This window comes from Massilia sp. LXY-6 (assembly GCF_051233485.1).
Taxonomy (GTDB): Bacteria; Pseudomonadota; Gammaproteobacteria; order Burkholderiales; family Burkholderiaceae_D; genus Telluria.
In genome coordinates, this window is sequence record NZ_JBKFGF010000023.1 from 70,129 (window position 1) to 82,367 (window position 12,239).

10 protein-coding genes are annotated in these 12,239 nt (G+C 64.0%); 7 read left to right on the forward strand and 3 right to left on the reverse strand.

The window, feature by feature from the left end; translation table 11 throughout:
* Positions 1 to 70 precede the first annotated feature (70 nt).
* Positions 71 to 1,624, reverse strand: coding sequence for a winged helix-turn-helix domain-containing tetratricopeptide repeat protein (locus tag ACI48D_RS11950; protein ID WP_435571440.1), 1,554 nt, complete (start codon positions 1,622 to 1,624; stop codon positions 71 to 73).
* A gap of 208 nt (positions 1,625 to 1,832) precedes the next feature.
* Between ACI48D_RS11950 and ACI48D_RS11955 the strand changes: the two genes are divergently transcribed.
* The 6 genes from ACI48D_RS11955 (at position 1,833) to ACI48D_RS11980 (ending at position 8,657) form a co-directional block, all read left to right on the forward strand.
* On the forward strand, positions 1,833 to 2,252 hold the full coding sequence (locus tag ACI48D_RS11955; protein WP_435571441.1) for a VOC family protein: 420 nt from the start codon (positions 1,833 to 1,835) through the stop codon (positions 2,250 to 2,252).
* A 38-nt stretch (positions 2,253 to 2,290) separates the two neighbouring features.
* Positions 2,291 to 3,121 carry a hypothetical protein gene (locus tag ACI48D_RS11960; protein WP_435571442.1) on the forward strand — a complete coding sequence of 277 codons (831 nt, stop codon included), beginning with the start codon at positions 2,291 to 2,293 and terminating at the stop codon, positions 3,119 to 3,121.
* A 120-nt stretch (positions 3,122 to 3,241) separates the two neighbouring features.
* Positions 3,242 to 3,661 carry a VOC family protein gene (locus tag ACI48D_RS11965; RefSeq protein ID WP_435571443.1) on the forward strand — a complete coding sequence of 140 codons (420 nt, stop codon included), beginning with the start codon at positions 3,242 to 3,244 and terminating at the stop codon, positions 3,659 to 3,661.
* A gap of 11 nt (positions 3,662 to 3,672) precedes the next feature.
* Entirely contained in the window at positions 3,673 to 4,092 is a 420-nt protein-coding gene (locus ACI48D_RS11970) for a hypothetical protein (protein WP_435571444.1), read from the forward strand.
* Positions 4,093 to 4,145: 53 nt separating this feature from the next.
* Positions 4,146 to 6,920 (forward strand): TonB-dependent receptor domain-containing protein, encoded by a 2,775-nt coding sequence (locus tag ACI48D_RS11975; RefSeq protein ID WP_435571445.1) that lies wholly within the window; start codon positions 4,146 to 4,148, stop codon positions 6,918 to 6,920.
* Between the two features lie 84 nt (positions 6,921 to 7,004).
* The gene (locus ACI48D_RS11980) at positions 7,005 to 8,657 is read left to right on the forward strand and encodes a tannase/feruloyl esterase family alpha/beta hydrolase (RefSeq protein ID WP_435571446.1); all 1,653 of its coding nucleotides are present in this window, start codon (positions 7,005 to 7,007) and stop codon (positions 8,655 to 8,657) included.
* A 29-nt stretch (positions 8,658 to 8,686) separates the two neighbouring features.
* Here ACI48D_RS11980 and ACI48D_RS11985 read toward each other — a convergent pair whose 3' ends face one another.
* Both ACI48D_RS11985 and ACI48D_RS11990 read right to left on the reverse strand, forming a co-directional pair.
* Entirely contained in the window at positions 8,687 to 9,469 is a 783-nt protein-coding gene (locus ACI48D_RS11985) for an HpcH/HpaI aldolase family protein (protein ID WP_435571447.1), read from the reverse strand.
* A gap of 36 nt (positions 9,470 to 9,505) precedes the next feature.
* Positions 9,506 to 10,984 (reverse strand): spinster family MFS transporter, encoded by a 1,479-nt coding sequence (locus ACI48D_RS11990; protein WP_435571448.1) that lies wholly within the window; start codon positions 10,982 to 10,984, stop codon positions 9,506 to 9,508.
* Positions 10,985 to 11,011: 27 nt separating this feature from the next.
* Here ACI48D_RS11990 and ACI48D_RS11995 point away from each other — a divergent pair, with 27 nt between their 5' ends.
* Positions 11,012 to 12,238 carry a CaiB/BaiF CoA transferase family protein gene (locus tag ACI48D_RS11995; protein WP_435571449.1) on the forward strand — a complete coding sequence of 409 codons (1,227 nt, stop codon included), beginning with the start codon at positions 11,012 to 11,014 and terminating at the stop codon, positions 12,236 to 12,238.
* Position 12,239: the final 1 nt, after the last annotated feature.

Consider the following 12,239-nt stretch of genomic DNA (forward strand, 5'->3'; position numbering starts at 1 on the left):
CTAAATCCGGCGTCCTGAAGGAGTTGCGAAGATATCCGAAATTTGTCCGAATCGCGGCAGCTCAGGGCTTTTAAGCTTTCGATCCGGCCCGCGCGAGCAATTCGCGCAGATCGTTGGCCCAGCGCGGATTTTGCCGCCTCAGGAGGTCGAAGATATCGTGGGCGGGGCGCTCGAGGCGCTCGCTCTGCGTCACGCATTCACGGGCAGCGCTCAGGTTTCCGAGCTGTACGTAGCAGCACGCCAATATCTCCAGGGTCGACGGCATCGGCGGACGGATCTTGAGGGATCTGAGCGCCGTTTCGCGCGCGGTGTCCGCCTTGTCGGCAAACAGCTGAGCGAGCGCGAGGGTATTCAGCCAGACAAAATTCTGCGGATCGTAGGGATTGAGCTGCAGGCCGCGCTCCAGCGGCTCGATGGCTTCGGAGGCTGTGCCGGAACAGAGGCGTGTGAGTCCCAGCACGAGATAGCCCAGCGCAAAACTCGGACTCAGCTCAAGCGCCATTTCCGCCGACCGAACTGCCTGGTCGAACAAGCCGGCATAGGTGCTGGCAATGGCAAGTCCGTAATAGGCGTAGGGATTCTTTTCATCCAGCTGCACCGCAGACAGAGCGGCGTCGAGGGCCTCTGCGAGGTCACGGGCCGGGTCGTCGCTCCAGCCGTAGGCAACCAGGCCCGCATTTACGCGGGCGAGCCAGAGGCTGGCTTCCGGCAGGTCGTGATCGATCTCGCGCGCTTTTCGGAACAGCTCGCGAGCCCGCAAGTGCGCTGCGCGTGTGATCTTGTGGAAGTACCAGGTGCCCTGGTAGACCAGGTCGGTGCTGTCGGCATCGTTGGCATGGCGCCGTCTGGCGGCGATGACCGATTCGCTCTTGAGCAGTTCGGGCTCGATGGCGCCGGCGACCTGTTCGGCGATCCTGTCCTGGATGCTGAACACGTCCCCAAGCTCCACGTCGTAGCGGTTAGCCCACAGCTGGTGCCCGGTCTGCGCATCGCTGAGCTGCGCCGAGACCCGGATCTGCGATCCTGATTTGCGCACGCTGCCCGTCAGCAGATAGTCGACATCGAGGTGCTGCGCGATCTCCTTGATGTCGATGGCGGCGCCCTTGAACCGGAAACTCGAATGGCGGGTGACCACGGAAAACCAGCGGAACCGCGACAGCGCGCCGATGATGTTCTCGCTGATACCGTCGGCGAAGTACTCCTGTTCGGGATCGCCGATCTGGTTCGATAAGGGGAGTACCGCGATCGAGGGCTTTCGGCCCGCCTCGCGCGGCTCGCGTGCCGTGTCCGGTGCAGGCCCGCGCTCTTCGACGTTCACTGGTTGCGAGAAACGGTAGCCGACCCTGGGCACGGTGGCGATCCAGTCCGTCCCTTCCTTGGTTGAGCCGAGGCTCTTCCTGAGGTTGGCGATCTGGACGGACAGGTTGCTTTCTTCGACAACGACGCCCGGCCACGCGGCATCCATCAGTTCGGCCTTTGTGACGATGCGGCCCTGTTCCTTCAGGAGCGCATGGAGGATTGCAAGTCCGCGGTGACCCAGGGGAAGCGGAGCGCCTTCGCAGGTGAGCGCAGCACGGCCCACGTCATATACGAAAGCGCCAAAGACAAATCGGCGCGCCACCATCGTCAGGCTAACGCGCCCGGCCGCACAGCGCACTGGCGGCGGTTCGGATCCGTTTCGGAAGTTTTTGCAACTGTTTCATGACGTCTCCTCGGTGATGCCGGACCATATTGTTCATATGCTCTCCGGCACAAAGCTGAGTATAAGGCATCGCAAGCCGATAGTGACAGCCCATCGCCATCAATGCAGTCCAATTTCACCAGGAAGATCCATGAAGTTCAAATTTCACCACATGAATCTGTGCACCGACACCCTGCCCAGGTTGACGCACTTCTACAAGACCTTGTTCGACCTCGGCACCATCCAGGATGAAGAACATACGCGCGTGAATTTCGAGCGCGATTCGAACGGCTACTCCGGCGCCGTCGACTTTCTGACCGATGGAGCGATCGAGTTCCACTGGGCCGAGCGCGACCTCGACACCGGGTTCAAGCTGGGCCAGATCATCAATCCCATGGCCCGTGGCCACTTCTGCTTCCGCACGGACGACATCAAGGGCTTCATGCGGCGTTGCGACGAACTGGGGATCAAGTACTCGGACTACGGCAAGTGGGCGATCGCCGGCTGGTATCAGGTCTTCCTGCAAGACCCGGACGGCAACGTCATCGAAGTCCACCAGCCGAGGATGTGAATGGCAGCGCCGACAACGGAACATGGAAGGAGCCAGGAATGTTTGAACACGGCGAGACGGTAAGTCGGGTCGAAAGCTGCAGCGTCGGCGTGGCTCGGCGCGTAGCTGCCATGCTGGACCTCGATCCGGGGGATATCGTCGAGGGATCTCCGCTGCCGCGCGGCTGGCATTTCGTGCTGCTTGGGGCCGACACCCGGCGCTCCGCCTTGCGCAGCGACGGATTTCCAGGACTCGGTGTCCCGATGCCGGATCTGGGCCTGCCGCGCCTGGTGCTGGGTGGACGCAAGGTCTCTTATCTGAAGGGGATCGCGATCGGGTCGTCCGTCATGCGCACCAGCTGCATCCAGAGCGTGTCGCATAAGACGACGGCCGCCGGACCGATGGCGATCGCCACCATCCTGCACGAACTGCGCATCCTGCCCGAGCTGGAGCTGGCGGTCGCCGAGACCCAGACCTATTTGCTGCTGCCGGCCCGCGAAGGGGCGGCCGTCGAAGACGACGGGACGCCTGCCGCAAGCGTTTCGGACGACTGGTCGCGGACGGTGGTGCCGGATGAAGTCCTGCTGTTCCAGTACTCGGCGCTCGGCTTCAATTCGCACAAGATCCATCTCGACAAGACCTATGCGCGCGAGACGGAAGGTTATCCGGACCTAGTGGTCAATGGCGGCCTCGCGACCTTGCTGCTTACCGAATTCATGCGCACGGAACTGGGCGTCGCGCCGACGCTGCTGAAAGCGCGCCATGTGGCGCCGCTGTTCTGCGGCCGGCCTATGACGCTCGCCGCACGCCAGGAAGGCGAAACCTGGCGCGTCAAGGCCTACAACGACAAGGGGCAACTGGCCATCGACACCGAAGTGGATACGCGCTGAGCGGGGGAGAGGCTTGCCCTTCGGCGCCGCTTCGGAAGTTTTCGCAACTGCTTCATGACACTGCACTGCCCAGGCGCGAGGATGTGCCTGGTCCACTATTCATTCATCCACGGAGCCCCCATGAAATTCAATTTTCATCACATGAACCTGTGCACCGACAGCCTCCCCAGGCTGACCCGCTTCTACCAGACCCTGTTCGATCTCGGAACGATCAAGGACGAGGAGCACACGCGCGTGAACTTCGACCGCAACTCCAATGGCTACTCTGGTGACGTCGATTTCCTTACCGACGGCGCGATCGAGTTCCACTGGGCCGAGCGCGACCTGGACACGGGCTTCAAGCTGAACCAGATCATCAACCCGATGGCGCGCGGGCATTTTTGCTTTCGCACCGACGACATCAAAGGCTTCATGCGCCGCTGCGACCAGCTGGGCATCAAGTATTCGGACTACGGCAAATGGGCGATCGCGGGCTGGTACCAGGTCTTCCTGCAGGACCCGGACGGTAATGTCATCGAAGTTCACCAGCCGAACATGTAATCGCTGCCGCCATGCCGAATCCATCGAGTGAACGCCGGCGCACTAACCTGCACGCCGTGGTGCTTGAATTTACGCGGCGCGATATCGGCCCCGCCTGTGTCTCGGCGCTGCTGGGCTGCTCACTGTCGGCTTCGCGATATTACCTGGCGACGCTGCTGGAAGCCGGCCTAGTGGCGCCGCAGTCGGTCCGGCCCCAGACGGCGCGCGGCAAGGGCAAGCCGTTCACGCTCAGCGCGGACGCGGCGGCAGTACAGGACTTCCTCGACGGCTTGGCCGCGCCGCGTGGCAACGCTGGGCCGGGGTGCGGCGACAACGGCGGGCAGGTCCACAGGGTTTGGCACGGCGCCAATCATTGGCGCAGCGCGGCGCGGCCGCCGGCCCGGCGAGATCCGCTGGTTGCTGCGCTGTTCGGCGCGGCTGTCCCAGCCTGACAAGAAAGGCGCTAGCAAGCGCCATCAGACTATCCAAACGAGGAGACGTAACAATGCAAAGAAAAACCGCACCCACATTCAAGCGCCGCTCGGCCATCCTGATGGCGAGTATGGTCAGTTCTGGCGTATTCGCGCAGTCGGCACCAGAGCAGGTAGCGCCGGGACCGGCCGCCGACAGCGCCAGCGTCGACGCTGCGTCGGTCGTCCGCGTGACCGGCACTCGCGTCACGCGCGCCGGCTACACCGCCCCGACGCCGCTCACGGTGGTGGGTGAGGAATTTCTCGTCGATCGTGCACCCTCGGTCCTGATCGAAGCCATCGCGATGCTGCCCGCGGCGCGCAACACGGCCACACCCATGACGGGCGGGCAATCGATCGCCGGTACCGGCGGGGGCAGCTTCCTGAACCTGCGTGGACTGGGGCCGAATCGTACCCTGGTGCTTCTGAACGGCGAGCGCATGACGCCGACAACGAATATCGGCACGGTGGACATTGCGGTATTGCCGCAGCTGCTGGTGAAGCGGATCGACATCGTGACTGGCGGCGCCTCGGCCGCCTATGGTTCCGACGCCGTCGCGGGTGTCGCCAACATCGTGCTCGACACCCGGTTCAACGGGCTGAAGGCGAATGTCGAGGAAGGCCTGTCGTCCCACGCAGACGGCAGGACGCGCAAGGCCGGCTTGGCCTGGGGCGGAGATCTCGGCGACAGAGCGCACCTCGTCCTTGGCCTCGAAGGCTACCAGTCGGAACCGGTTCCCGTCACGCGCCGCAACGATCTGTATTACGCGGTCGGTACGGTCCCCAATCCGGGCTACACCCCGACCAACGGACAGAAGCCGATCGTGGTCGCGCCCTATGTCTACTACAACAACATGACCTTTGGCGGCCTGATCACGGGCGGACCGCTCGCGAACACGCAATTCTTGCCCGGCGGCGCCACCGCCCCGTATGTGCCCTGCGGACCCGTGGTCGGCGCGAGTGTTGCCTGCCCGGGGCAACGCAGCGACCTGACCTTCTTCCAGCGGGTTGCCGACCTGACGGCGCCGCAGAAGCGCCACTCTGGCTATGCCAATCTGACCTTTGATGTGACTAGCGATGTGAAGGTTCACGCCGACGTCCTGTACGGCGAGAGCACGACCAACTTCCATTCCGTGCCGCCAGCCACCGTGGTTCTTGGCGCCTACTCGATCCAACGCGACAATGCTTATCTGCCGGCGGGTGTTGCGGCTCAGATGGACGCCGCGAAGATCGGATCCTTCCCGCTCGGACGGTTTTCGTCGGAGTTCGGCAACAGCGAATTCACGCGCCGCTCGAATGTCGTCCGCGGCAGCGCGGGCGTCGACGTCGGGCTGGGAGATACCTGGAAAGGCAGCGTCTATACGGCCTATGGAGAGAGCAATTACGACTGGCGCTACGACAACGCGCCGATCGTCGCCAACTTCACCCGCGCCGTCGATGCCGTGCTCAACCCGGCCACCGGCCGTGTCGTCTGCCGTTCGACCCTGTCAAACCCGAACGACGGCTGCGTGCCGATCAACCTGTTCGGCGTCGGCGCCCCGAATCTGGCCGCCAAGTCCTATGCCTACGGAACCGGGCTGAGTTACCTGCACCTGAGCGAATTCGCCGCCGGCGGGCGTGTTTCCGGCGAACCGTTCTCGACCTGGGCGGGTCCGGTGTCGGTTGCCGCCGGCGCGGAATACAGGTCGACCAAGGAAGACCAGACCGTCGACGCTATCCAGGCTGCCCGCGGCTTTGCCTACAACAACCAGCAACCGCTGAGCGGAAAGATCCAGGTAAAAGAGGCATTTCTCGAGACCGTCGTGCCGCTGGCCGCCGGCATGCCGCTGCTGAAGTCGCTCGACGTGAACGGCGCCGTGCGCAAGGCCGACTATAGCACCACGGGTGTTGCGACAACGTGGAAGGTCGGCGCCACCTACGAGCCAACCGCGAGCATTCGCTTGCGCGCCGTGCACTCGCTCGACATCCGTGCGCCCAACATCCTCGAGCTCAATTCGCAGGTCATCAGCGCGGGCGCGGGTACCGTCGTGATCGATCCCCGCACGAAGGTACAGGCCAACGCCACGGCCTTCTCGAGCGGTAATCCATTGCTGGAGCCCGAAATCGCAAGGACCTCGTCCGCCGGCATCGTCCTGCAGCCTTCCTTCCTGCCGCGCTTCAACCTGTCCCTGGATTATTACTCGATCGACCTGTCGAAAGCGATCCAGACACTCAGCCCCCAGCAGACCGTAGACCAGTGCCAGGCCGGCAATGCGACGATCTGCGGTTTCATTACGCGCGACGCTTCCGGGATCCTGAAATCGATCGTTGCGCCCTACGCCAACTTGGCGAAGATCAGCACCAACGGTCTCGATCTCGAGACGTCCTACCGCTTCGACCTCGGCGCTACCGGCAAGCTCGATGTGCGCGCACTCGTGAATTACCTGCGCGAGTACGCGGTCGATCTCGGCACCGGCAAGGTCAATTACGCCGGCGACGTCCTCACCTACAACATCCCCAAGCTTGGATGGGATCTCGGCGCGCGCTATCGCAACGGCAACACGACGGTGAGTGTGAATGCGAACGGGTTGGGGCCGGCCAAATACAGCGTGGCCAGCGCCGCGCTGATCGAGAACAACCGGATTCCCGCTGTGTGGTACCTGGGTGCCGGTGTCGAGCAACGGGTCAAGCGCGGGCCGGGCGAATGGACCTTCTACCTGCGCGCTGACAACATCCTCGACAAGAAGACGCCCGTTGCCTTCCCGACCCAGGGCGGCAGCTACGACCGCATCGGGCCTTACTTCAAGCTCGGCGCCCGGTTCTCGATGTAAGTGCCGTCTGCTCGCGGCAGGATGCTCCATGCCGCGGGCGCTCTCGGCTTGTCAGGTGCCGTATCCTACATTCGAAGGAAGAGCATGCGCTTCTATAAAAACAAAGCAGTGGCCACAGCCGCGGCATCGGCCGGGCTAGCACTTGGCTTGGCCGTTCAACCCATGGCACACGCAAGCGGCCCGGCTGGCGCCGCGTGCGAGACACTCGTGGGAGCCGTGGTGCCGGGCGCGCGCGTGATTTCGGCCGCTGTTGTCGCCGCCGGCGGTTTTATCCTGCCGATGGCCGTACCCGAACCCGGCCTGCGCGAGCGGGCGGCAAGCCTGCCGGCCTTCTGCCGGGTCCAGGCCAACGCCGCGCCGACGCCCGACTCAAACATCGGCATCGAGCTCTGGCTCCCGCTCGAAGGCTGGAACGGACGCTTCCTCGGCACCGGCAATGGCGGCGCCGCGGGATCGATCGCGTATGGCATGGGCATGATCGAAGGATTGAAGCGCGGCTTCGCGGTAGCCAACACCGACATGGGTGTCGCGCCCGACATCGCGCAGGTGGACGAGCACCCTGAGCGGTGGAAGGATTTCGGCCACCGCGCCACGCACGATATGACGCGGGTGGCGAAGGCCTTCGTCGGCGCATTCTACAAGGTGGGCGTGTTCCGCTCATATTTCGAGGGTTGCTCGACCGGTGGCCAGCAGGCCCTGGTTATGGCGCAGCGCTATCCGGGCGACTACGACGGCATCCTGGCGGGCGCACCGGGGAACAACCGCACGCACAGTTCCAGCTATTTCCTGTGGAACTACCAGACCATGAATGCCGCACTGGACGCCAAGCTGTCCCCCTTGCAGTGGTCTATGGTCTCCAGCGGCGTGCTTGCGGCCTGCGCAGGTAAGGATGGCGGGGCACCCGGTGATCGCTTCCTCACCGATCCGCGCCGCTGCGGCTTCGATCCGGGCTCGCTGCCGCAGTGTGCGGCCGGCGGCATATCCGACCAGTGCCTGACGGCGCTCCAGTTGTCCGCTATACGCCGGCTCTACATGGGCCCCGTCAATCCCGTCACGGGCGAGCGCATCTATCCCGGTCTGACGCCGGGCAGCGAAGCCTTGCCGCTCGGGCCCAGCCGATTCAGCGATCCGAGCATCGTTGCACGCCTGTTCGTGATGCGCTGGGGGCTGGGGCGCGCTTTCTCGGCGGATGGCTTCGACTTCGACCGCGACATGGACCGGATCGACGCCCGCCTGTCGTCCACCCTGAATGCGAATGACAGCGATCTGAACGAGTTCGCGCGGCGTGGCGGCAAGCTGATGCTGTATTCGGGCCTGGCCGATCCGGGCGTGCCGTTCAACGATGTCGTCCAATACTACGACCGCGTGCTCGCCACCAGCACGGCCGCCGAAGAACGCGATTTCGCCCGGTTGTTCCTCGTACCCGGGATGGGACACTGCGTCGGCGGACCGGGCGTGACGGATATTGGGCAGCCTTTCAGCCACGAGGTGCCATCGCGGCTCGAGAACGACGCCCTGATGACGCTGGTGGCCTGGACCGAGGGTGCACCCGCACCGCAGCAGCTCGTTGCGCGAAAACCGGCTGCGAGCGACGCACCGGGGCAGGCCCGTCCCATCTGCGCCTATCCTGCCTTCCCGGAATATCGCGGCGGCGAGGTTGGCAATCCTGACAGCTTCGCGTGCGTCGAGCATGCCAGGGGAAGCAGCCAGCCTTCATCAGCGCGCTATCTGAATTGAAATCTCACGCGCGGACGTTGACGTTTACGTCAGCGTTCGCGCGATGCCCCGACCGCGGCTTGAAAACCGGCAAAGAGCGATTTGTACATGTTCTTGATCAGGTGGACATCGTGAGTAATCAAGAGCATATTCGTTCCGGACGCGATCTGGCCCGACGCTTCCGCCGGGTCTAGACACAAACGCAACAGCCCCTGTCCTGGAAAGCCGCGTGCCGTCGCTGCCATCTGATCTAGCAGTTCCAGGACTTTAGGATGATCCCACCGGTCAACGCCGAGCTCCATCGAGAGATCTCCAGGGCCGATCGCCACCCCGGTCACGCCATCCACTGCCAGGATCGCCTCAAGATTCCTAACCCCGACCATGTCCTCGACGATCATGATGCAGGCGACGTCCTGGCTAGCCTGCTGGCGCCTGTCGTATTCGCTGCCGTAATGGCGCAGGAAGCCGCGAGTGACGCCGGAACCCCGCACTCCGAGTGGCTTATAACGACACCAGGATACGAGTTCCTCGGCCTCTTGGGCGGTGCTGACGTGGGAGAACAACAGGCCAGCCGCGCCAGCGTCGAGCATGCGGGCCACGAGGTTCTCCGACTTTTCGCCGATCCGCACGAGTGCGGGAACGTCGCACAGTTCCGCAGCGATCAGGGCGTTCGCCACGGCCGAGTAATCCTTCAGGCCGTGCTCGAAATCCATAAACAGAAAGTCGGCGCCTGCGCCGCAGACGACTTCGACAAGCATAGGATCGAGAATGTTGACGACCGCTCCGACCAGAACGTCGCCGGCGGCCAAGCGCGCTTTAAGTTTTGTTGCCATAGGATGGATTCCGTAGTGTGATTGAAGAATGTGACCTTACTGCGCGGTGTCCACGTTGCCGGCGGCCTTCCTGGCGGCCTGCAGGTAGAGGCAGCTTGCTAGGAGGAAGACCGTGGCGCAAACGGCCAGCGCCCAGCGCAGGGAGTCGGCGCCCAGCCATCCTTTCATCAGGTCGCTGGCGACGCCGACGGCAAGCGGACCAAGACCGACACCAGTGATCGCGGATACCATAAGCATGAAGCCGTTCGCAGTGGCGCGGTGCGCCGGTACGGTAAATCGCTGGAATGCGGCGAGTACGACGCCGCCTCCCGAGGTGGCGAGCAGGGTTGCGGCAAAATAGAGGCTGGAGGCCGACACCAGCGTCGGGCTGAACAGCGCCAGAAGAAAAAGCGGGGCGGCCAGGCCATAAACTACGGCGGGGAGCCACAGGTCCCAGCTCCGATGGCGCCGGATCAGCCAGGTGGCGGCCATGCCGCCAGCGATCGTGCCCAGGATACCGCCCGCGCCGGTGGTCGTGCCGCTCCACATGCCGGCGGCGCCCAGTGTCGCGCCGTGGCTGCGGACCAGGAATGCCGGAAGCCATTGGGTAATGCCGTAGGTGGCGAAGGAACTCATCGAGATCGCGGCGATGAGATAGCCGACGCCGGGCACTGCGAGGATGCTCGCCAGTTTCGCGCGTGGCGCTTTGGCCGCCTGACGACTCTGCCGTGCGCCTTCCCCACGCAGTGCCAGCGCGACCAGCAGTGCAACCGGCACGCCGATGGCGCCGACGGCGATGAGCGTGGTACGCCATCCGAGCAACTCGCCCACGAGGCCCGCGCCCGCCATGCCGAGCGCAGTGCCGAGGCGTCCGCCGGCGTGGAAGATACTGATCACCAATGGCCGCTGCCGGGTCGTGAAGCGCTCGCTGATGATAGCGAAGCTTGCAGGCAGGCAGCCCGCCTCGCCCACGCCCACCAGCAGGCGGGCCGTGAACAGGCCGAAGAACGAGGTAGCGGTTCCGGACAGCACCGTCGCGCCGCTCCACAGCAGGAAGCAGACGATCAGCAGCTTCACCTTGTTTTGGCTGTCCGCCAGGCGACCGATCGGTACTCCCAGGACCGCATAGAAGAGGGCGAAGGCCAGGCCCGTGATCAGACCCGCCTGCGTATCCGACAACAGCAGGGTCTTCTTGATCGGCTCGATAAGCACGGCGACCGCGACGCGGTCGGTATAGTTGAAGAAGCTGATGACCGTCAGCGCGGCAAGCACCAGGATCGTGGCTTTCGACCAGCCACGCGTGTCGGCGGCGTCGAGTTGGACGTGGGGAAGGTTCCTGGTCATTGCGTGAAGTCCTCGGTGCAGGGTGGTTGGGCGGACGCCGGATTCAATACGCAGGATCATGGTGGGAGCGCCGCCGCAAGTCATGAAGGACTTCCAAAAAATTGCGAAAGGCGCCAACGTTCGGGCCGGATTCGGAAGTTTTCGCAACTGCTTCATGACAGGTGCGAGGCCATGCACCACCATCTTATCCATCGCCACTTTCAATCGTATGGACTACCGATGAGTTTCGAACCATTGAAGGGGACACGCGTGCTCGATCTGACGAGCGTGGTCGTGGGCCCCGTATGTACCTGGCGGCTGGCCCAATACGGCGCCGACGTCATCAAAGTGGAAAGCCCGGAGGGCGACCTGATGCGTGGTCTGGGCGGAGGTTCGCCAACCGGCCAGCATTCCGGTACCTATCTCCATTTCAATCGCGGTAAGCGCAACATCTGTCTCGATCTCAAGAAGGAGGGCGCGCGGCAGGCCATCGACAGGCTGATCGCCTCGTCGGATGTCATCGTCGCCAATATGCGCCCGCAAGCCCTGGAGCGCCTCGGCCTCGATGGCGCATCGATCCGGGCGAAGTATCCGGAGAAGGTGTACTGCCTGATCACCGGTTACGGCACCGATGGCCCCTATGCCGGCCAGCCGGTCTATGACAGCGTGGTCCAGGGCGCGACCGGCATGGCCGGGCTGACCCTGGCGCGCGATGGCTCGCCGACCTATGTTCCACTTCTGATCTGCGATCATGTGTCGGGCGAGATCGCGGCCGGCGCGATCCTCGCGGCACTAATGGAGCGCAAAGCGAGCGGTGTCGGGAGCAGCATCGAAGTCCCGATGTTTGAGACCATGGCGGCGTTCGTCCTGCAGGAGCACCTGGCGCAGCAAAGCTTCGACCCACCCGTTGGACCGCCGGGGGACCTGCGGCTGCTCAGCCCCCACAACAAGCCGGTGGCGACCGCCGACGGCTGGATCTCCTTCACCGTCAACACGGACGCGCAGGTTCGCGCCTTCCTTGAGGTCACGGGCCGCCAGGCCATGCTCGACGATGCCCGCTTCACTAGTGTGGCGGCGCGCGCCCGCAATGTCGTGGAGTGGTTCGAGGTCCGCGGCGCGCCCTTGACGGACAAGATCACCGCCGAGTGGCTGGCGCTGTTGCGCGCCGCGGATATCGCCGCTCAGCCCTGCCATTCTTTGTCGTCGCTGCAAAGCGATCCGCACCTGGAAGCGGTCGGACTAATCCAGGCGGAAGAGCATCCGACCGAGGGACGCATTGCTGCGATCCGTTCGACGATCCGGTTCGACGACGCCTATCCGGCGCTGCGCGCGCCCGCACAGCCGCAGGGCTGGGACACCCGGGCAATTCTCGAAGAAATGGGCTACGGCGGCGAGGAGATTGACGCACTCGTGTCGGCCGGCAGCGCGCTCGCCAACGCTTCGACTTCCACCTCGACAACACCATGAG

What these genes read in the sequence shown, in the direction of transcription:
- ACI48D_RS11950 (WP_435571440.1), bottom strand. Translation starts at nt 1,624, where the DNA reads ATGGTGGCGCGCCGATTTGTCTTTGGCGCTTTCGTATATGACGTGGGC.
- ACI48D_RS11955 (WP_435571441.1), top strand. Translation starts at nt 1,833, where the DNA reads ATGAAGTTCAAATTTCACCACATGAATCTGTGCACCGACACCCTGCCC.
- ACI48D_RS11960 (WP_435571442.1), top strand. Translation starts at nt 2,291, where the DNA reads ATGTTTGAACACGGCGAGACGGTAAGTCGGGTCGAAAGCTGCAGCGTC.
- ACI48D_RS11965 (WP_435571443.1), top strand. Translation starts at nt 3,242, where the DNA reads ATGAAATTCAATTTTCATCACATGAACCTGTGCACCGACAGCCTCCCC.
- ACI48D_RS11970 (WP_435571444.1), top strand. Translation starts at nt 3,673, where the DNA reads ATGCCGAATCCATCGAGTGAACGCCGGCGCACTAACCTGCACGCCGTG.
- ACI48D_RS11975 (WP_435571445.1), top strand. Translation starts at nt 4,146, where the DNA reads ATGCAAAGAAAAACCGCACCCACATTCAAGCGCCGCTCGGCCATCCTG.
- ACI48D_RS11980 (WP_435571446.1), top strand. Translation starts at nt 7,005, where the DNA reads ATGCGCTTCTATAAAAACAAAGCAGTGGCCACAGCCGCGGCATCGGCC.
- ACI48D_RS11985 (WP_435571447.1), bottom strand. Translation starts at nt 9,469, where the DNA reads ATGGCAACAAAACTTAAAGCGCGCTTGGCCGCCGGCGACGTTCTGGTC.
- ACI48D_RS11990 (WP_435571448.1), bottom strand. Translation starts at nt 10,984, where the DNA reads ATGGATAAGATGGTGGTGCATGGCCTCGCACCTGTCATGAAGCAGTTG.
- ACI48D_RS11995 (WP_435571449.1), top strand. Translation starts at nt 11,012, where the DNA reads ATGAGTTTCGAACCATTGAAGGGGACACGCGTGCTCGATCTGACGAGC.